This window comes from Kitasatospora atroaurantiaca (genome assembly GCF_007828955.1).
GTDB lineage: Bacteria > Actinomycetota > Actinomycetes > Streptomycetales > Streptomycetaceae > Kitasatospora > Kitasatospora atroaurantiaca.
This window is the reverse complement of record NZ_VIVR01000001.1, coordinates 913,052-931,389: the sequence shown is the minus strand read 5'-3', so window position 1 is coordinate 931,389 and position 18,338 is coordinate 913,052. Positions and strand designations below refer to the sequence as shown.

The 18,338-nt window shown below is 70.7% G+C and carries 16 protein-coding genes and 2 pseudogenes; 12 read left to right on the top strand and 6 right to left on the bottom strand.

Going from position 1 to position 18,338, the window contains the following annotated elements; genetic code table 11:
* Positions 1-27 precede the first annotated feature (27 nt).
* Positions 28-2,157: a SpoIIE family protein phosphatase gene (locus FB465_RS04280; RefSeq protein WP_145787724.1), complete on the top strand. Its 2,130-nt coding sequence runs from the start codon at positions 28-30 to the stop codon at positions 2,155-2,157.
* A 7-nt stretch (positions 2,158-2,164) separates the two neighbouring features.
* Here FB465_RS04280 and FB465_RS04275 read toward each other — a convergent pair whose 3' ends face one another.
* The 3 genes from FB465_RS04275 to FB465_RS04265 form a co-directional block, all read right to left on the bottom strand.
* Positions 2,165-2,581: a DUF6325 family protein gene (locus FB465_RS04275; protein ID WP_145797122.1), complete on the bottom strand. Its 417-nt coding sequence runs from the start codon at positions 2,579-2,581 to the stop codon at positions 2,165-2,167.
* Positions 2,582-2,744: 163 nt separating this feature from the next.
* Entirely contained in the window at positions 2,745-4,112 is a 1,368-nt protein-coding gene (locus FB465_RS04270) for an FAD-dependent oxidoreductase (RefSeq protein WP_145787722.1), read from the bottom strand.
* A 156-nt stretch (positions 4,113-4,268) separates the two neighbouring features.
* Positions 4,269-4,619: a hypothetical protein gene (locus tag FB465_RS04265; protein WP_145787721.1), complete on the bottom strand. Its 351-nt coding sequence runs from the start codon at positions 4,617-4,619 to the stop codon at positions 4,269-4,271.
* A gap of 249 nt (positions 4,620-4,868) precedes the next feature.
* Here FB465_RS04265 and FB465_RS04260 point away from each other — a divergent pair, with 249 nt between their 5' ends.
* Positions 4,869-6,134, top strand: coding sequence for a PP2C family protein-serine/threonine phosphatase (locus FB465_RS04260; RefSeq protein WP_145787719.1), 1,266 nt, complete (start codon positions 4,869-4,871; stop codon positions 6,132-6,134).
* A 67-nt stretch (positions 6,135-6,201) separates the two neighbouring features.
* On the opposite strand, the gene FB465_RS04255 is transcribed toward FB465_RS04260, so the two are convergent.
* Complete coding sequence (locus FB465_RS04255) at positions 6,202-6,768, bottom strand: histidine phosphatase family protein (RefSeq protein ID WP_145787717.1); 567 nt, start codon at positions 6,766-6,768, stop codon at positions 6,202-6,204.
* Between the two features lie 314 nt (positions 6,769-7,082).
* Here FB465_RS04255 and FB465_RS04250 point away from each other — a divergent pair, with 314 nt between their 5' ends.
* Together FB465_RS04250 and FB465_RS04245 are read left to right on the top strand one after the other, a co-directional pair.
* Positions 7,083-7,295: a CbtB domain-containing protein gene (locus FB465_RS04250; protein ID WP_145787716.1), complete on the top strand. Its 213-nt coding sequence runs from the start codon at positions 7,083-7,085 to the stop codon at positions 7,293-7,295.
* Positions 7,296-7,312: 17 nt separating this feature from the next.
* Positions 7,313-8,077 carry a CbtA family protein gene (locus FB465_RS04245; RefSeq protein WP_145787714.1) on the top strand — a complete coding sequence of 255 codons (765 nt, stop codon included), beginning with the start codon at positions 7,313-7,315 and terminating at the stop codon, positions 8,075-8,077.
* Here the strand turns inward: FB465_RS04245 and FB465_RS04240 are convergent.
* Positions 8,010-8,600, bottom strand: a complete 591-nt coding sequence (locus FB465_RS04240) for a universal stress protein (RefSeq protein ID WP_170290498.1) — start codon at positions 8,598-8,600, stop codon at positions 8,010-8,012. The genes FB465_RS04245 and FB465_RS04240 overlap by 68 nt on opposite strands.
* Before the next feature lie 167 nt (positions 8,601-8,767).
* Positions 8,768-9,148, bottom strand: coding sequence for an Lrp/AsnC ligand binding domain-containing protein (locus FB465_RS04235; RefSeq protein ID WP_145787711.1), 381 nt, complete (start codon positions 9,146-9,148; stop codon positions 8,768-8,770).
* 291 nt (positions 9,149-9,439) lie between these two features.
* On the opposite strand from FB465_RS04235, the pseudogene FB465_RS04230 reads away from it, so the two are divergent.
* The 8 genes and pseudogenes from FB465_RS04230 to kdpB all read left to right on the top strand — a co-directional run.
* Positions 9,440-9,661, top strand: a pseudogene (locus tag FB465_RS04230) (potassium-transporting ATPase subunit B); the annotation flags it as partial.
* A gap of 131 nt (positions 9,662-9,792) precedes the next feature.
* Positions 9,793-10,329 (top strand): universal stress protein, encoded by a 537-nt coding sequence (locus tag FB465_RS04225; RefSeq protein WP_145797121.1) that lies wholly within the window; start codon positions 9,793-9,795, stop codon positions 10,327-10,329.
* A gap of 17 nt (positions 10,330-10,346) precedes the next feature.
* Positions 10,347-10,778 (top strand): hypothetical protein, encoded by a 432-nt coding sequence (locus tag FB465_RS04220; RefSeq protein ID WP_145787709.1) that lies wholly within the window; start codon positions 10,347-10,349, stop codon positions 10,776-10,778.
* A gap of 232 nt (positions 10,779-11,010) precedes the next feature.
* Positions 11,011-11,865: pseudogene (locus FB465_RS04215) on the top strand (amino acid permease); the annotation flags it as partial.
* Between the two features lie 191 nt (positions 11,866-12,056).
* The gene (locus tag FB465_RS04210; RefSeq protein ID WP_145797120.1) at positions 12,057-14,126 is read left to right on the top strand and encodes an APC family permease; all 2,070 of its coding nucleotides are present in this window, start codon (positions 12,057-12,059) and stop codon (positions 14,124-14,126) included.
* Between the two features lie 334 nt (positions 14,127-14,460).
* A complete protein-coding gene (gene kdpF / locus FB465_RS04205; RefSeq protein WP_145787705.1) occupies positions 14,461-14,550 on the top strand; it encodes a K(+)-transporting ATPase subunit F in 90 nt (29 codons plus the stop codon).
* Between the two features lies 1 nt (position 14,551).
* On the top strand, positions 14,552-16,213 hold the full coding sequence (kdpA, locus tag FB465_RS04200) for a potassium-transporting ATPase subunit KdpA (protein ID WP_145787703.1): 1,662 nt from the start codon (positions 14,552-14,554) through the stop codon (positions 16,211-16,213).
* Positions 16,213-18,327: a potassium-transporting ATPase subunit KdpB gene (gene kdpB, locus FB465_RS04195; protein ID WP_145787701.1), complete on the top strand. Its 2,115-nt coding sequence runs from the start codon at positions 16,213-16,215 to the stop codon at positions 18,325-18,327. Before kdpA ends, kdpB begins: the two co-directional genes overlap by 1 nt.
* Positions 18,328-18,338 lie beyond the last annotated feature (11 nt).

Genomic DNA, 18,338 nt, shown 5'->3' with positions numbered 1-18,338 from the left:
CGGAGCGCAGCGGCGAGATTGGTCGGTATGGACACGCCGAAGGACGACGCTCCTGCAGACCTCGGCGGCCGCCGCCTGGACGAGGCGGTCCTGGCCGCCCTGTTCAGCAAGTCCCCGATCGGGCTCTTCGTCTTCGACCCCGAGCTGCGGCTGGTGCGGTTCAACTCCGCCGCCGAGGGGATGCGCGGAGTGCCGAGCGAGGACATCCTCGGCAAGTCCGTGTCGGAGGTGGCACCGGGGTTCGACACCGAGGCGCTGGAGCGGATGGCGCGGCAGGTGCTGGAGTCCGGCGAGCCGCTGCGCGAGGTCGAGCACCGGGGCTTCACACCGGCCGACTCCCGCAGCGAACGTACGGTGTCCGTTTCGGCCTTCCGCCTGGAGGATCCGCAGGGCAGGGTTCTGGGGGTCGCGGCAGCCGTCGTGGACGTGACGGACCGGTCCAGGGCCCGGGCGCGCCTGGACCTGCTCCACGAGGCCGAGGGACGCATCGGCTCCACCCTCGACGTGGTGCGCACGGCTCAGGAGCTGGCCGACACCGCGGTGCCGCGGCTCGCGGACACGATCGCCGTCGCCGTACTGGACTGCGTGATCCGTGGTGAGGCGCCCCCCGCAGGTCCGATCGGCGAGGCGCTGCCGCTGCGGCGCGCGGGCTACCGCTCGGTGGCTAGACGGGAAGCGCAGGGCATCACGCCGGTCGGCGAGGTGACCACCTTCGCCTTTCCGTCGCCGTTCACCCAGAGCCTGGCCGACCTGCAGCCTCGGCTGGTCGCCGACCTCGGGCAGGAGGACAGCTGGCTGGCCCAGGACGAGGCCAGGGCGGAGCGGATCCGCGCGGCGGGCGCGCACTCACTCATCGTGGTGCCACTGCAGGCCCGCGGCGTGGTGCTCGGACTGGCCGAGCTCTACCGCTGGAAGCGCCCCGATCCCTTCGACGACGACGACCTCTCCCTGGCCCAGGAGATCGCCGACCGCGCCGCCCTGTACATCGACAACGCCCGCCGCTACACGCGTGAACACACCGTCGCGTCCGTCCTGCAACGAAGCCTGCTGCCCCTGCGGCTGCCGGTCCATGCCGCGGTGGAGACGGCCCACACCTACATCCCCGGTCTGGCCGGCAGCGCGAGCGGCGCGGGCGGCACGGGCGGAGCCGGCGGGGACTGGTACGACGTCATCCCCCTGTCCGGGGCACGCGTCGCGCTCGTGGTCGGGGACGTGGTGGGGCACGGACTGCAGGCCGCCGCGACCATGGGCAGGCTCCGCGCGGCGATCCACGCACTCTCGGCCCTCGACCTGGCCCCGGACGAACTCCTCGGCCGCCTCGACGACCTGGTGATCCGGCTGGCCCAGGAACAGCCCCACCCGTCGGACGAACACCCGCTGGGGGAGAATCCTGCGGGCGCCACCTGCGCCTACGCGGTCTACGACCCCATCTCCCGGCGCTGCACCCTGGCCCTCGCGGGCCATCCGGCACCCCTGCTCGTCCCTCCCGACGGCGAGGCGGAGGTCCTGGACATCGCGCCCGGCCCACCGCTGGGGCTGGGCGGACTGCCGTTCGAGGTGACCGAGCTGGTCCTGACCGAGGGCACCCTCCTGGCGCTGTACACCAATGGCCTCCTCGCCGCCCACCGGCACGACCCGGAGGTGGCGCTCGCACAGCTCGGCCGGGTACTGGCCCACCCGAGCCGCTCCCTGCCCCTGACCTGTGACGCGGCCGTGTACGCGCTGATCCCCGAGCGCCCGGAGGACGACGCCGTCCTGCTGCTGGCCAGGACCCGGGTGCTGGACATGGGGCAGGTCGCCTCCTGGACCCTTCCGCCGGACCCGGCGATCGTCTCCATCGCCCGAACCCTGGCGACCCGCCAGCTGGCCGACTGGGGTCTCGACGATCTCGCCTTCACCACCGAGCTGATCGTCAGCGAGCTGGTGACCAACGCCATCCGGTACTCCTCGGGGCAGGTACAGCTCCGTCTGATCCACGACCGGACGCTCATCTGCGAGGTTGCGGACGGCAGCAGCACGGCGCCGCATCTCCGGCACGCGCGGGTGAGCGACGAGGGCGGGCGCGGTCTCTTCCTCGTCGCCCAGGTCACCCAGGGCTGGGGCACGCGTTACAGCCGCGAGGGGAAGACCGTCTGGGCCGAACAGGACCTGCCCTGAGCGGAAGTCAGGACCAGGGGGTGCTCAGGACGCGCTGAACGACGTCGGCGGGAATCCGCTCGTGGACCACCGGGATGCCGCCCGCCTCCTGCACCGCCTCGGTCAGCCGCACCGCCCAGGCGTCCTCCCAGACGACCAGGGCCGCCGAGCTGCCGGGCGGGATCGACCGGGTGATCTCCTCGGTCTCGGCCTGATTGAGCAGTCCGGTGACGGTTCCCTCGACTCCGTCGAAGGCGGCGGCCTCCTCCGGGGCGAGGTCCTCAAGCCCGAGGCGGGTGGTGGTGCCGTCCTCGGCCCGGGTGATGAAGGTGAGGTCGAGGATCCGGATGGTGCCCGAGGCCACCAGGTCGGCGAGGGCGGGGGCGATGCCGCCGGTGAAGCGGTTGCCGGGGAAGGCGACGACGAAGTACTCGACAGGTCCCATGGCCACGGTCGCTCCCTTGCCTCGGGAGCCTGCTCACGAGAGGCCGCTGCTCACGGGAGGCAGCTGGGAGGCCGTGCGCAGGCTCTCCAAGGAGCCTAGCTTTCCACCGATTTCCCGGCATTCCGGCCGACGGGCAGCGACTGCTCGGTCCTCGCTCCGAGCCCTACGGGCGGCCCGTTCCCGCCCTGAGCATGGCCTCCCGCTCGACGACCTTGATCCGCTCGCGGCCTTCGCTCTCGCCGAGGGCGCGTTCGAAGGCGTCCAGACGGTGCCAGTCCTCCCAGGTGGTGAAGTCGAGGCCCCGGCCGGTCAGGAAGGCGACGACGGCGTCCTCGTCGGGCGTCTGCGCGGCACGGAGGCGCCCGTTGCGGTGATCGTCGACCAGGCAGGCCACGGTCTCGTTGGCATCGCCCTTGGTGTGGCCGATCAGACCGACCGGCCCTCGCTTGATCCAGCCGGTCACGTACGTCGATGCCAGGTGGGCGCCGGCCTCCATGACCCGGCCGGCCTCGTGCGGGACGGTTGCGGTCAGCGGGTCGAAGGGCAGTTTCGGCAGCTCGGAGGACCGGTAGCCGACAGCGCGGTAGACGGACTGCACCTCCCAGTCGCGGAACACGCCGGTGCCGGTCGTGTCTCCGCTGCCGTCGAGCTGCGTCCGCTCGGTCCGAAGCCCGACGACCCTGCCGTCCTCGCCGAGAATCTCGACGGGGGACTCGAAGAAGTGCAGGAACAGCTTGTGCGGCCGGTCGCCGACGTCGCGGATGGCCCACTTCTCCAGGGTCGAGGCGACCATGTCGGCCTGCTTGTTCGCGCGCCGGGTCGCGATGCTGCCGTCGTCGTACTCGATGTCCTCGGGGTCGACGATGACCTCGATGGTGGGGGAGTGGTCGAGCTCGCGCAGCTCCATCGGGCTGAACTTGGCCTGGGCGGGGCCGCGTCGGCCGAACACGTGGACCTCGACGGCCCGGTTGGCGGCCAGGCCGTAGTGGACGTTCGGGGGGATCTCGGTGGGCAGGAGCTCGTCGGCGGTCTTGGCCAGGATGCGCGCCACATCGAGCGCGACGTTGCCCACGCCGAGGACGGCGACCTTCTGCGCGTCCAGCGGCCAGGTCCGGGGGACGTCGGGGTGCCCGTCGTACCAGGAGACGAAGTCGGCGGCGCCGAAGGAGCCCTCGAGGTCGATGCCGGGGAGGCCGAGCTCGCGGTCCGCGTCGGCTCCGGTGGAGAAGACGAGCGCGTCGTAGAACCGGTGCAGGTCGTCGAGGGTGATGTCGCCCGGGTAGTCGACGTTGCCGAACAGCCGCACCTGCGGCTTGTCGAGGACCTGGTGCAGCGCGCTGATGATGCCCTTGATCCGGGGGTGGTCGGGGGCGACCCCGTACCGGATCAGCCCGAAGGGGGCGGGCAGCCGCTCGAACAGGTCGATCGACACACCGGGTTCGGCGGCGATCTCGGACTTCATCAGCGCATCGGCGGCGTAGATCCCGGCGGGGCCGGCGCCGACGATCGCGACCCGGAGGGGGCGAGACATGCAGCAGCTTCCTTCGGCGGACAGGGCCAGGGGCCTGGCGGGCAGCGGAGTCGATCTCCTCCGCCACCATCGCCGCCGCACACCCGCTCCGGTACACGCCTCCGGGTTATGAGCTCATAGACAGAACTTATGCCTGGGGCCCGGTGTACGGCCCGCTCAGTCGATCTCGGCGGGGTCGCGCCAACCGACGATCGAGAAGCTGCGCCACTTGGCCGCGCCGCCCCCGACCGAGCTGTCCGTCGCCAGGTAGTAGGTCGCCGCGCCCTGAGGGTTGTCACAGTCGGGGCCGTGGTGGAGCACGACGTCCGTCAGGGTCCGGTTGATCACGGAGTCGACTCCCAGTGGAGAGAAGTTGTGGCACGCGTCGTGGAACGGACTGGACAGGGTCTCGCTGACGGTTCCGTTGATCCCGGTGATGGTGCCGACCGGCTCGTCGGCGCAGCCGGCCAGGGTGAGCAAGAGCAGAGCTGCGCCGAGCAGCGCGGTGAGTGACCTGGGGATGGGCATGGCGGAACTCCTGCGCCTCAGCGGGTGGGGAGGAGGACACGTACCCCGGCGGCGGGTGTTTGCTGCACATGTTGCTCCGTTGGGGGCAGAGCCACTCACCCGCTCGCCTCCGGGCGCTCTGAACCCGCCGCCGACACTCCTCGCTCCCGCGCTCCTTCGGCTCGGGGCGGGTGATCACCGTTGGCCCGTCGGCCGACCTGGCGTCCGGGTGGTCGGGCGGCCTGGTTCGGGCGGGTGTATCCAAGAGACATGGACTATCGGCGAGGTCTCGCTGATCTCCGGTGGCCACGGCAGCCGAGCCGCGCCCTGGTGGCCATCCCGCTGGCCCTGATCGTGGTCATCTCGGTCGTCGACATCCTCGCGCCCCCGCAGGTCCACATGGGGCCCTTCCTGGTCGCCGCACCTGCGATCACGGCCTCCTTCGCCGGCCCCAGGATGACCGCGTTCGTCGGGTTTGTGGCCGTCCTGGCCCAGATGATCATCGGCGCCAGCCGCACGACGCTGCTGGACCTCAACCACACGGTCCAGATCACCGCCCTGATCCTGATCTCCGTGGTCGTCACGCTCTTCGCCCATCTGCGGGAGCTGCACGAGAAGGAGATCACTCAGCTTCGTTCGGTGGCCGACGCGGCACAGCAGGTGGTCCTGCGGCCGTTGCCGCGTCGGATGGGCCCGCTGCGGATCGCCTCGGTCTACCTCGCGGCGGAGGCCGAGGCCCAGATCGGCGGTGACCTCTACGCGGCAGCCCGTACGGCGAACGGCAGCCGGCTCATCGTGGGTGACGTCCGGGGCAAGGGGCTGGAGGCCATCGGCGACGCGGCCCTGGTACTCGGCGCCTTTCGGGCCGCGGCCCACCGGCAGGCCGCGCTGCCCGCGCTGGTCGCGTACCTGGAGGGGGCGGTCTCCTCCGACCTCGATGATCCGGAGGACCTGGACGACCCCGACGGGTCGTACGGTCCCGACGACGGGGAGGGCAGCGACACCGCGGAGGGGTGGGGCGCCCGGGAGGATCCGGCGGCCGACGAGAAGGGCGGCCCGGTGCGGGCGGACCGTGGGGAGTCGTTCATCACCGCGGTCGTCCTCGACATCCCCGACGCCGAGTCGGCGATCCACCTGGTCGACTGCGGGCACCCGCCCCCGATACTGCTGCGCGGCGGACAGGTGATTCCGCTGCAGGCCCGCCAGCCCGCGCCGCCGCTCGGGCTCACGGAGTTCCTCGGGTCCGGTTTCGTGGTGGAGACCTTCGCCTTCGAGGTCGGCGACATGGTCCTGCTCTACACGGACGGTGTCGTGGAGGCCCGTGACGCGTCCGGGGCCTTCTATCCGCTGATGGAGCGGATGGCCACCTGGCCGGCCCACGATCCCCAGATCCTCCTGGGCCACCTCTGCCAGGAGCTGCTCGCCCACGCGGGCGGGCGGCTGGGCGACGACGCCGCCATGGTGGCGATCCAACGCCTGCCGACCGGCGTCGGCAGGCACGCAGGGCGGCGGGAACGGGCCGGTCCACGGGCCTGACCGGGCCCGACCTGGCCCGACCGGCCACCGGCCCCGCGGGCTCGGGCACCGCCGCGAGGTGGCGGGATCAGGTGACCGGGCGTCCGCAGCGCGCGTTCCATCGGCCGGCGCGCCCGCTCAGCTCCGTCACCGAGAGCGGCTGGACGTCGAGCCGCCAGAAGGCGGGCCCCGGTGCGCCCAGCGCGTGCAGGACCGCCGCTCGGACGACGTCCGGCTCGACGACCGCGAGCAGCCGCCCGGCGTCCGGCGACAGGGAGTCGAGCCAGCCGCCGACCCGGGTGAGGAGATCGAGCAGGGTCTCCCCGCCCGGCGGTGCGAAGGCCGGGTCGGACAGCCAGCTGCCCACCTCGTCCGGCTCTGCGGCCGAGACCTCGTCAAGGCTCCGGCCGCGCCAGCTGCCCATCGCGCGCCCCCGCAGCTCGGGCAGCGGCTCGGCTCGCAGGCCCAGGGCCTCGGCGGTCCGACGGCACCGGGCCGACGGGGAGACGTGGACCTGATCGTGTGTCGGCAGGCCGACGGCGGCGGCCCGGGCCTGGCGTAGCCCCGCGGCGTCCAGCGGGCTGTCGTCGTCGAAGCGCGCCGCTCGCATGGCTTCGCTCATCGCCGCTGAGACCAAGGTCACGCGTACCGTCAACGGTCCTGCCCCTCTCTCCAACTCCGCTACGGCGCCCGGAGATCGCTCCGCCCGCCCGGCGCTCGGGCGCGCGCTCCCGGCGTCCCCCGGCGATTCACGCCGTCCGTACGCTCTTGGCGTCGCCGACAGTTGACGGTACTTTCAGCTCGATATGACGACGGTATGACGGAAGCCCGGTGAGAATCCGGCACGGTCGCGCCACTGTAAGCCCGGAGAACTCCGCCCCCACAGGGTGGTGCCTCCCGGGGAGTCAGACCCGATGCCGTCGTCCATGCACCATCTAGCGGGACGCGAGTTCCCGAGGAGGTCCTGTCATGGCACAGTCTGCTGCCCCCGCAGCCGTTTCCGCCCCCCTCACCCTGCCCGTCAAGGCGATCGTGCCCTGGGCGGTGTTCTTCGGCATCCTGATGATGACCCTGATCTACTTCGTCGGCGCCGAGCAGGGCGCCACCTCCCTCATCTCCGGCGAGGACGTGCACGAGTGGGTGCACGACGGTCGCCACCTGCTCGGTTTCCCCTGCCACTGAGAACGGGGAAACCCCGCATGAACTCCGCAACCGTCAGATCCCTGCTGGTCCGTGGCATGCTCGCCGGCCTCGGTGCCGGCCTGCTCGCCCTCGTCGTCGCCTACCTGCTGGGCGAGCCGAGGGTGGACGCCGCCATCGCCTACGAGGACGCGCACTCCGCCGAGCACGGGATGGAACTCGTCAGCCGCACGCTGCAGTCGACCGCCGGACTGGCCACCGGTGTCCTGATCTACGGCGTCTCGCTCGGCGGCTTCGCCGCTCTCGCGTTCTGCTTCGCCCTCGGGCGGGTCGGCCGCTTCACCCCGCGGGCGACGGCCGCCCTGCTCTCCGGAGCGGCGCTGCTCGCGGTCTACGTCGTGCCGTTCCTCAAGTACCCCGCCAACCCGCCGTCGATCGGTGACCCGGAGACGATCGGGAAGCGCACCACGCTGTACTTCCTGATGATGGCGCTCAGCGTGCTGCTGGCGGTCGCCGCCGTGATCGTCGGCAAGCGCCTCGCGCCGCGTCTGGGCACCTGGTACGCCACCGTGGTGGCCGTGCTCGCCTTCAGCGTGGCGGCCGGCCTCGCGTACGCGTTCCTCCCCGCGGTGAACGAGGTGCCCGAGGACTTCTCGGCCACGCTGCTCTGGCAGTTCCGCCTCGCGGCGCTCGGCATCCAGCTCACCCTGTGGGCGTCCTTCGGCCTCCTGTTCGGCCACCTCGCCGAGCGGCTCCTCAGCCCGAAGCCCGCGACGGCCACCGTGCGGGAGGTGCCGGCGGAGGCAGCCGCCTCCTCGGTCTGACCCTCCTGCAGCACCTCGGCCTGCCAGGCCGAGAAGGGCCGGTCGGGTCGGCGACGAAGGTCGCCGACCCGACGTACGGTGAGTTCCAGGCTTTCCAGGAGTTCGGAGGGCGATACCACCAGCCCTCGCACGCCGCGTGGGCGCGGCAGTAGCGGGCCACCGAGCCGTGCAGGGCGTGGTGGAGCCTGCCATGGTGGCCCCTGTCCAGCACCAGCAGGTCGGTCGGACGGTCGGCGGCCGCGACCAGCGCGCGGCCCGCGTCGGCGTGGACCACCACGGGGCGGATCACGATGTCGCTCGGATAGCCGCCGAAGGCCTGCTCGAAGACCGTGTCCAGGCGCTTGCGTACTGCGTGCTCCAACTCCGGGAGCGGCCGCAGCTGTTCGTGGTCGGTACCGGACCAGGCGATCACCGGGACGAGCACCGCGTTGCGTCGGCCGGCCTCCTCCACGGCCCGGTACACGGCGGCCGGACTGCTCAGGGAGCCGTTGACCCCGACGATGACCCGGGCGTTCTCGATCACGGCAGTTCGCTTCCTCTCGAGGCTCGCCGACCGGTAGCCGGATCGGTCGGTTCCGACCTCCATTCGACCCCTGTCGGGGCCGTCCGGCACCGGTCCTTGACGCACGTACTACGCGCCCCACGGCATCCTTGACGCCCCTTTGACGCGCTGCCGGTCAGCGGCGGGGGTCAGGAGGCGGCGCTCCGCGCCAGGGGCACAACAGGAGTACGGGCGGCTGCGGGGACGAGGCGGCGCAGGACCAGTTCGATCCGTACCCTGGCCGCTCCGGACCGGCGCAGTTCGGCGACGACGGCCTGGAGCTCGTCCTGGTCGACGCAGGCCAGCTGCAGCTCCAGGTCGGCCTCGCCGGCGAGGGCCAGGCCGGACTGCACGGCGGGGATCCGGGCTGCCAGCTGCTCGAAGTCCAGCGGTACGGGCCCCTGAGTGACCCGCGCGAGGGCCTGCAGGGGGCGGCCGAGCGCCCGTGGGTCGACCTCGGCGCGGACGGCACGGAGCAGCCGCAGGTCGACCTCGTCCGGCCGGGCCGGAGCCCGGTGGGCGGTCACCACTGGTGCTGCAGGGTGGGCGGGTGTTCGTGGGGCTCCACGGGGGCGCGTTCTGTGCAGGTCACGACTGGCGCTCCGGATGCTGAGGAGACAGGCGACAGGTCCTCGTCGACCCGCGCGGTACTTGACCGACGCTAGGCGGTAACAGGCCTGGAGCACAGTGGTCCTGACGTCCAGTTGACTGTCCGGGCACGGGTTCTGACAGGTCCTTGACGGCACGTGAACGCGTCCGGCGTGCACGGTGCTGCGCTGTCAAGACTGCGTCAACGATCTCTGGCACCACGTCAGAAGGCCCTGCACAGCCCGATCTCCGCGATCACCTCGGCGATCATCTTCAACGCACTGATCACCGTCGCGCTGATCCCGCTCGCCCTGCGGGGCGTCCGCTGCACGCCGTCCTCCGCCTCCGACCTGCCAGGACGCAACCTCCGGGTCTCCGGCCTGGGCGGGCTGGTGCTGTCGTTCCTCGGCATCAAGGTCATCGACCTGCTGGTCCAGTTCGTCCCGGGCCTGTGACGGCCGTCCGTCAGGAATGCGTCGGGAAGCCCGTCCTGGCCGTCAGGGAACCGTCAAGGACCGGCCTCGCCCGGCCGCCGAGGCGATTGGCTGGAGACAGCCGAACAGCGGGAAGGACGGAAGTGACGGACATGGACGAGGGCAGCCGCGACGAGCGGCGGGGACGTCGGATCGTCGTCGGTGTCAGCGGGTCGCTCGGCAGCCTCGCCGCCCTGCACCGCGCCGCCGCCGAGGCCCGCCGCACCGACGCCGGGGTTCTGGCCGTGCTCGCCTGGACCCCGCCGGGCGGTGAGATCGGCTACCTCCGCTCGCCCTGCCCGCCCCTGCCGGCGCTCTGGTGGGAGCGCGCCGAGGCTCGGCTGGGCGAGGCCCTCGACGAGGCGTTCGGCGGGGCACCCCTCGGCGTGCGGCTGTCCTCCCAGGTGATCCGGGGCGACTCGGGCCACGCCCTGGTGCACACCGCGGACCGTCCCGACGACCTGCTGGTGGTCGGGGCCGGCAGCGGGTGGCTGCGCAGGGGCCTGCGGCCATCCGTGTCGGCGTACTGCGTCAAGCACGCCGCCTGCCCGGTTCTCGCGGTCCCGAGGCCTACGCTCCAACGCGAGCTGGAGACCTTCCGTCGCCGCAACGCCTGGCATCTGCCGACCGAGCCGGCACCGAGCCGCTGAGAGGGAGTGGGACGGTCATGAGGCTCTACCACGCCCGCCCCGGCCGACGCGCGTTCCGGCCGGTGGTGGACCGTCTGACGGTGAGTATGTCGGGTGCGCTGGCGCTGGTCGGCTTCGCCGCGCTGACGTCGGCGCTGTCCGTGCTCGGCGAGCTGCGGGCGACCGGGTTCGCACTGGGCGGCTTCACCGTGCTCTGCGCCGTCCTGGGCGCGGTCTCCCGCCCGGTGGCTGCGCCGCTGATCGCGGGGGCCGGCTGGCTGTTCTTCAACGGCTTCGTGGTGCACCGCTACGCGACCGTGGAGTGGGGCGGGACGGGAGCGGAGTGCGCGCGCCTCGGCCTGTTCGCCGCCGCCGCTCTGGTCGCGTCGCTGCCGGCCGCGCTGCCCCGGCGCAGGGTCCGCGTGCAGGTGCTGGCCGCGCCGGACCGTACACGGAACGTCCGGAGCTGACGGGGCATCAAGGATTCATCAGAGCGGGCGAACCGGTCTTGCCCGGCCGGTCCGGTGCACTTGAATGAACGGCATGAACCGCTCGACACGCCACCACGACCGCCCGCCGCATCCGCGGCCGCTGGTTGTTGTCGCGGTCATTGCCGCAGCCCGGTGGCCGCTGCTCCCACGTAGCCGCGTGCCACCGGCACCGGGTGTCCGAGGCCGCTGCCACGGGGCGTCGTCCGTGATCCTGCTCGCCCGCGACAACCATCTGCCGCACGTCTTCGCCCTGCGCGCCGACCACCAGGTGCACCGGCACGGTGTGCTCTTCCTTGCCGCGGTCTCGGCCGCCCTGCTGGTCGGCTTCGGCGGCGATGTCAACAGCCTGGTGCCGCTCTTCGCGATCGGCGTCTTCGTCGGCTTCACCATCTGCCAGGTCGGCATGGTCAAGCACTGGACCGAGGAGCGCGGCCCCGGCTGGCGCGGCAGGGCCCTGCTGAACGGCTTCGGCGCCCTGCTGACCGGCATCGCGACCCTCGTCGTCACCGGTACCAAGTTCACCGAGGGGGCCTGGGGCATCTGCCTGGCCCTGCCCCTGCTCGTCCTGCTCTTCGAACTGATCCACCGCACCTACGCCAGGATCGGCGCCCGGCTGGAACTCGGTAAGGTGCCGGGCCCGGTGACCCGTCAGAGGTCTTTGGTGATCGTGCCCGTCACCGCGATCACCCGCCTCACCCGCGACGCGCTGTCCGCTGCCGTCTCCCTCGGCGACGAGGTACTCGCCGTCACCGTCGTCCACACCGCCCCCGACACGGAGGACCGGCAGGCCGCCGAAGCGCTGCGGCGTGACTGGGAGCTCTGGCGGCCCGGCGTCCCGCTGATCGAGGTGCCGGACGGCCACCGCCGCCTCGGCCCGCCGCTCGCCGCGTTCGTCAACGACCACGCCGCCGAGCACGCCTACGACCGGATCACCGTGCTGATCGCCGAGGTCGAACCCGTCCGCCTCTGGCAGCGCGCCCTCCAGAACCAGCGGGGCGCCGTCATCGACCGTGCCCTGCGCCGCCACACCGATGCGGTCGTCTGCCGGCTCCGCCTGCGCATGTAGGCCGTCCGGCCGAGCGAATAACCCCAATTGGGTAATATGACCGAATTGATCTGCATATCTTGACGATCCCTTAACGGGGGCCCTCAACGCCTCCGGATGGCCCATCAGCAGGCCCCGCGTTACCTCTCTGGCCTGCGGAAACGCCCCGGGCATCGAGGTTCCCCGGCGTGCGCCACGGCCGTTTCGAGTCCATGGTCTTGGCGCCCCGGCCGCATACGCTCGCCCATGTGTTCAACGTGCCCCAGGCGCTCAAGCGCCTCGTGATCGGTAAGGCCATGCGCAGCGAGGAGCTGGGCGAGACCCTGCTGCCCAAGCGGCTGGCCCTGCCGATCTTCGCTTCCGACCCGCTGTCCTCGGTGGCGTATGCCACGCAGGAGATCCTGCTCGTCCTGACCGTGGGCGGCACGGCGTTCCTCTATCTGACCCCCTGGGTCGCGGCGGGCGTCGTGGCGCTGATGGTGGTCGTGGTGGCCTCGTACCGTCAGGTCGTCCACGCCTACCCGAGCGGGGGCGGGTCGTACGAGGTGGTGTCCAAGAACCTCGGACCCAACTCCGGTCTCGTGGTCGCGGCCTCGCTGCTGGTCGACTATGTGATGACGGTCGCGGTGTCGGTGGCCTCGGGCGTGGACAACACCATTTCGGCGCTGCCGAGTCTGGCGGACTACCGGGTCCCGTTGGCCGTCGGATGCGTGGCGCTGCTGATGGCGATGAACCTGCGCGGCGTACGGGAGTCGGGCAAGGCCTTCGCCACGCCGACGTACCTGTTCATCGGCGGCATGTTGCTCATGATCATCACTGGACTGATCCGCGTGGCCCTCGGTGACTCGCCGGTGGCGGAGAGCGCAGCATTCGGGATCGAGCCCGAGGACGGTAAGGACACCCTGGCGGGACTCGGCCTCGTGCTGCTCGGTCTGCGGGCCTTCGCCTCGGGCTGTACGGCACTGACCGGTGTGGAGGCGATCTCCAACGGGGTACCGGCCTTCCGCAAGCCGAAGTCGAAGAACGCCGCGACCACCATGGCGGTGATGGGCCTCACCGCGATCGTAATGTTCGTCGGCGTCACCGCGCTGGCGCTGATCTCGAAGGTCCACTACGTCGACAACGCGTGCCAGCTCACCGGCATCAGCGGCGACTGCTCCACCTACACCCAGCAGACCGTGATCGCCCAGCTGGCCGCCGCCATCTTCGGCGGAAACGACAGCATCCTCTTCTACCTGATCCAGGCCGCGACCGCCCTGGTCCTGATCCTGGCCGCCAACACGGCCTTCAACGGCTTCCCGCTGCTGGCCTCGATCCTCGCCGAGCACCGCTACCTCCCGCGGCAGCTCCACACCCGTGGTGACCGCCTTGCCTTCTCCAACGGGATCATCGCCCTCGCGGTGGTGGCCGGCGTCCTGCTCTGGGCCTACAAGGCCGATGTCACCAGCCTGATCCACCTCTACATCCTGGGCGTCTTCACCTCCTTCACCCTGTCGCAGATCGGCATGGTCAAGCACTGGAACCGGACGCTGGAGACGGAGACGGACCCGTCGGTGCGCAACGCCGCCCAGCGGTCCCGGGTGATCAACGGCTTCGGTGCCTGTGTCACCGCTCTGGTGCTCGTCATCGTGCTGATGACCAAGTTCACCGAGGGCGCCTGGCTGGCCGTGGTCTCCGCGATCGTGCTCTGGGTGATGATGCGCGGCATCCGCCGGCACTACGACGCGGTCGCCGCCGAACTGACCGTCGACGACCCGCACGCAGAGTCGGTCCGTCCGGCCAAGGTGCACGGCATCGTGCTGGTCTCCAAGCTCCACAAGCCCACCCTGCGCGCCCTCGGCTACGCCCAGGCCTTCCGGCCGGACACGCTGGAGGCGCTGACGGTCGACGTCGAGAAGGACTCCACGGACGAGCTGAAGGCGCAGTGGGACGAGTTCGACGTCCAGGTGCCGCTCAAGGTGCTGGACTCCCCGTTCCGTGAGATCACCAAGCCGGTCGTCGGTTACGTCCGTTCGATCCGCCGGACCAGCCCGCGGGACGCCGTCGCGGTCTTCATCCCGGAGTACGTGGTCGGGCACTGGTGGGAGCACCTGCTGCACAACCAGTCCGCGCTGTGGCTGAAGAGCCGGCTGCTCTTCACTCCCGGCGTGATGGTGATCAGCGTGCCCTGGCAGCTCTCCTCGGCCCCGAGGGCCGACCACCCGGCCCGCCGGGCGCCCGGCTCGGTGCGCCGCGGTGAGCCGGCGAGGGCGAAGGACGTACCGGAGCCGGAGAACGTCTGACGCTCCGTCGGAGCCCCGGGACAGCGCCCGCTGCTGCCCGGGGCTTCGCCATGTTCCGGACTGCCTCAGGTCCCGGATGTGTGCAGCGGGTATCAAGGCCGCGTCAAGGTCGCGGCGGCATCCGTATGGAGGGCGTCAGGAACCCGCTCGGCGCCCTGACCGGCTGATTTGCTGACATCGCCGGTCTGCCGCCGGTGTCGTGCGGACCTTCGAGGCGACCCACGGCCAGGTTCTGAAGCCCTTTGGTGGAGCGCATGCTCGATCTTGTTTTCGTCGGCGTCACGGTTGCCGTGTTCGCCGTCATCGCTCTGATCGCGCGGGGGGTGGAGAAGCTGTGAGCGTCGAGAACATCGCAGGTCTCATCGTCGCCGTCGCTCTCGTCGGTTACCTCGTCGTGGCGCTGATCCACCCGGAGAAGTTCTGACATGAGTTCCACTCTTGCCGGGTGGCTGCAGGCCCTCGCTCTCGTCGGCGCTCTGGCCCTGTGCTACCGCCCCCTTGGCGACTACATAGCCAAGCTCCTGACCTCCGCCAAGCACCTCGGAGTCGAGCGCGGCCTGTACAGGGTCATCGGCGTCGACGGTGACGCCGACCAGCGCTGGCCGGTCTATCTGCGCTCGGTGCTGGCCTTCTCGGCCGTCTCGGTCCTCTTCCTCTACGGCCTGATCCGCCTCCAGACCCACCTGCTGCTCAGCCTGGGCGTGCCGGAGATGGAGCCGCACCAGGCCTGGAACACCGCGATCTCCTTCACCACCAACACCAACTGGCAGTCCTACTCGGGTGAGTCGGCCATGGGCCACCTCGTCCAGATGGCCGGCCTCGCGGTGCAGAACTTCGTCTCCGCCGCCGTCGGCATCGCCATCGTGGCCGCGCTGATCCGGGGCTTCACCCGCAACCGCACCGACCGGGTCGGCAACTTCTGGGTGGACCTCACCCGGATCGTGCTGCGCCTGCTGCTGCCGATCTCGATCGTCCTCGCGCTGGTCCTGGTGGCCAACGGCGTGGTGCAGAACTTCCACGGCTTCCACGACGTGCTGACGCTGGGTGGCGACACCCAGTCGATCCCGGGTGGGCCGGTGGCCTCGCAGGAGGTCATCAAGGAGCTGGGCACCAACGGTGGTGGCTTCTTCAACGCCAACTCGGCCCACCCCTTCGAGAACCCGAACGGCTTCACCAACTGGCTGGAGATCTTCCTGCTGCTGGTGATCTCGTTCTCGCTGCCGCGCACCTTCGGCAAGATGGTGGGCGACAACCGCCAGGGCTACGCGATCGTCGCGGTGATGGGCATCTTCTGGGTGACCTCGGCCGCGCTGATCACCTTCGCCGAGGCGCACAACGGCGGCGCCGCCCTCCAGGCGGCCGGCGGGGCAATGGAGGGCAAGGAGCAGCGCTTCGGCATCGCGGCGTCCAGTCTCTTCGCCGCGTCGACGACGCTGACCTCGACCGGTGCGGTGAATGCCTTCCACGACTCGTTCACGCCGTTCGGTGGCGGTATCACGATCTTCAACATGATGCTCGGTGAGATCGCGCCCGGCGGTACCGGCTCCGGCCTGTACGGGATGCTGATCCTGGCGATCGTCGCGGTGTTCGTGGCGGGCCTGATGGTCGGCCGCACGCCCGAGTACCTCGGCAAGAAGCTCGGCGGCCGCGAGATGAAGTTCGCCTCGCTCTACATCCTCACCACGCCCGCCCTGGTCCTGATCGGCACCGGTGTCGCGATGGCGCTGCCGGGCGAGCGGGCCGGGATGCTGAACTCCGGTGCGCACGGTTTCTCCGAGGTGCTGTACGCCTTCACCTCGGCGTCCAACAACAACGGTTCGGCGTTCGCCGGTATCACGGTGAACACGCCGTGGTACGACACCGCGCTGGGTCTGTGCATGGTGTTCGGCCGGTTCCTGCCGATGGTGTTCGTGCTGGCGTTGGCGGGCTCGCTCGCCCGGCAGCAGCCGGTTCCTGCCACCCCGGGCACTCTGCCCACTCACAAGCCGCTGTTCGTGGGCCTGCTGTCGGGCGTCGTCCTGATCGTCGTCGGCCTCACCTACTTCCCGGCCCTGGCTCTCGGGCCGATCGCGGAAGGTCTCCACTGATGTCGTCCACCCTTACCGCTCCTGCTCCTGCTCCTGCGGACCAGGAGCACGCGCCCCACAGAGTGTCCGGCGGGCTGCTCGACCCCAAGCTGATCGTCTCGTCCCTCCCCGACGCGGTGAAGAAGCTCGACCCGCGGATCATGGTCAAGAATCCGGTCATGTTCGTGGTCGAGGTCGGCTCGGTGGTCACCACCGTCTCCGCCATCGCCGACCCGTCCGTCTTCGCCTGGGCGATCACCGTGTGGCTCTGGCTCACCACGGTCTTCGCCAACCTGGCCGAGGCCGTCGCCGAGGGCCGCGGCAAGGCCCAGGCCGACACCCTGCGCCGCACCAAGACCGACACCATGGCCCGACGCCTCACCAACTGGCCTGCGGGCCAGGCCGAGGAGGAGGTCCCCGCGACCGCCCTCCAACTGGGCGACCACGTGGTGGTCGAGGCCGGCCAGATCATTCCCGGTGACGGTGACGTCGTCGAGGGCGTGGCGAGCGTCGACGAGTCGGCGATCACCGGCGAGTCCGCTCCGGTCATCCGCGAGTCGGGCGGTGACCGCAGTGCGGTGACCGGCGGCACCAAGGTGCTCTCCGACCGGATCGTGGTGAAGATCGCCTCGGAGCCCGGCAAGTCCTTCATCGACCGGATGATCGCCCTGGTCGAGGGCGCCGCCCGGCAGAAGACGCCGAACGAGATCGCACTCAACATCCTGCTGGCGTCCCTCACCATCGTCTTCCTGATCGCGGTCGTGACCCTGCAGCCACTGGCGACCTTCGCCGGGGCCCCGCAGTCGATGATCGTCCTGGTCGCGCTGATCGTGGCGCTCATCCCGACCACCATCGGCGCGCTGCTCTCCGCGATCGGCATCGCGGGCATGGACCGGCTGGTCCAGCGCAACGTACTCGCCATGTCGGGTAGGGCAGTTGAGGCCGCCGGCGACGTCAACACCCTGCTGCTCGACAAGACCGGCACCATCACCCTCGGCAACCGTCAGGCCGCCGAGTTCCAGCCCGCCAAGGGTGTGACCACCGAGGAGCTGGCCGATGCCGCCCAGCTGTCCAGCCTCGCGGACGAGACCCCCGAGGGCCGCTCGATCGTGGTCCTCGCCAAGACCGAGTACGGCCTGCGGGCGCGTGCCCAGGGCGAGTTGACGCAGGCCACCTGGGTGCCGTTCACCGCCCAGACCCGGATGTCCGGCGTCGACCTGGACGAGGCCGACGGCATCCAGTCCGTCCGCAAGGGCGCGGCCGGATCGGTCACCAACTGGGTCACCGAGAACGGCGGCACGGTCGGCGAGGACATCGCCGAGCTGGTCGACGGCATCTCCGCGGCCGGTGGCACCCCGCTGCTCGTCGCCTCCCGGATCGGCAGCGCCGCGCCGAAGGCCCTGGGCGTCATCCACCTCAAGGACGTCGTCAAGGAGGGCATGAAGGAGCGCTTCGACGAGCTCCGCCGGATGGGCATCAAAACCATCATGATCACGGGCGACAACCCGCTGACCGCCAAGGCGATCGCGGACGAGGCCGGCGTGGACGACTTCCTCGCCGAGGCCACCCCCGAGGACAAGATGGCCCTGATCAAGAAGGAGCAGGAGGGCGGCAAGCTGGTCGCGATGACCGGCGACGGCACCAACGACGCCCCCGCCCTCGCTCAGGCCGACGTGGGTGTGGCGATGAACACGGGCACCATGGCGGCCAAGGAGGCCGGGAACATGGTGGACCTGGACTCCAACCCCACCAAGCTGATCGAGATCGTCGAGATCGGCAAGCAACTCCTCATCACCCGTGGGGCGTTGACCACCTTCTCGATCGCCAACGACGTCGCGAAGTACTTCGCGATCATCCCCGCGATGTTCGCCGGCGTCTACCCGGGCCTGAGGCACCTCAACATCATGGGCCTGCACAGCCCGACCTCCGCGATCACCTCGGCGATCATCTTCAACGCCCTGGTCATCATCGGCCTCATCCCGCTCGCCCTGCGCGGCGTGAAGTACCGGCCGTCGGACGCGAGTTCGCTGCTGCGCCGGAACCTCGGGGTGTACGGCTTCGGCGGCCTGATCGTGCCGTTCATCGGGATCAAGGCGATCGACCTGGTCGTCCAGTTCGTCCCCGGCCTGAGCTGAGAGAAGCAGGA

Excerpts from the sequence above, each read along its gene's own strand:
- FB465_RS04265 (WP_145787721.1), bottom strand. The coding sequence starts at position 4,619 with ATGCCCATCCCCAGGTCACTCACCGCGCTGCTCGGCGCAGCTCTGCTC.
- FB465_RS04220 (WP_145787709.1), top strand. The coding sequence starts at position 10,347 with ATGAGGCTCTACCACGCCCGCCCCGGCCGACGCGCGTTCCGGCCGGTG.
- FB465_RS04225 (WP_145797121.1), top strand. The coding sequence starts at position 9,793 with ATGGACGAGGGCAGCCGCGACGAGCGGCGGGGACGTCGGATCGTCGTC.
- FB465_RS04210 (WP_145797120.1), top strand. The coding sequence starts at position 12,057 with ATGGTCTTGGCGCCCCGGCCGCATACGCTCGCCCATGTGTTCAACGTG.
- FB465_RS04250 (WP_145787716.1), top strand. The coding sequence starts at position 7,083 with ATGGCACAGTCTGCTGCCCCCGCAGCCGTTTCCGCCCCCCTCACCCTG.
- kdpA (WP_145787703.1), top strand. The coding sequence starts at position 14,552 with ATGAGTTCCACTCTTGCCGGGTGGCTGCAGGCCCTCGCTCTCGTCGGC.
- FB465_RS04245 (WP_145787714.1), top strand. The coding sequence starts at position 7,313 with ATGAACTCCGCAACCGTCAGATCCCTGCTGGTCCGTGGCATGCTCGCC.
- FB465_RS04280 (WP_145787724.1), top strand. The coding sequence starts at position 28 with ATGGACACGCCGAAGGACGACGCTCCTGCAGACCTCGGCGGCCGCCGC.
- FB465_RS04275 (WP_145797122.1), bottom strand. The coding sequence starts at position 2,581 with ATGGGACCTGTCGAGTACTTCGTCGTCGCCTTCCCCGGCAACCGCTTC.
- FB465_RS04260 (WP_145787719.1), top strand. The coding sequence starts at position 4,869 with ATGGACTATCGGCGAGGTCTCGCTGATCTCCGGTGGCCACGGCAGCCG.
- FB465_RS04270 (WP_145787722.1), bottom strand. The coding sequence starts at position 4,112 with ATGTCTCGCCCCCTCCGGGTCGCGATCGTCGGCGCCGGCCCCGCCGGG.
- kdpB (WP_145787701.1), top strand. The coding sequence starts at position 16,213 with ATGTCGTCCACCCTTACCGCTCCTGCTCCTGCTCCTGCGGACCAGGAG.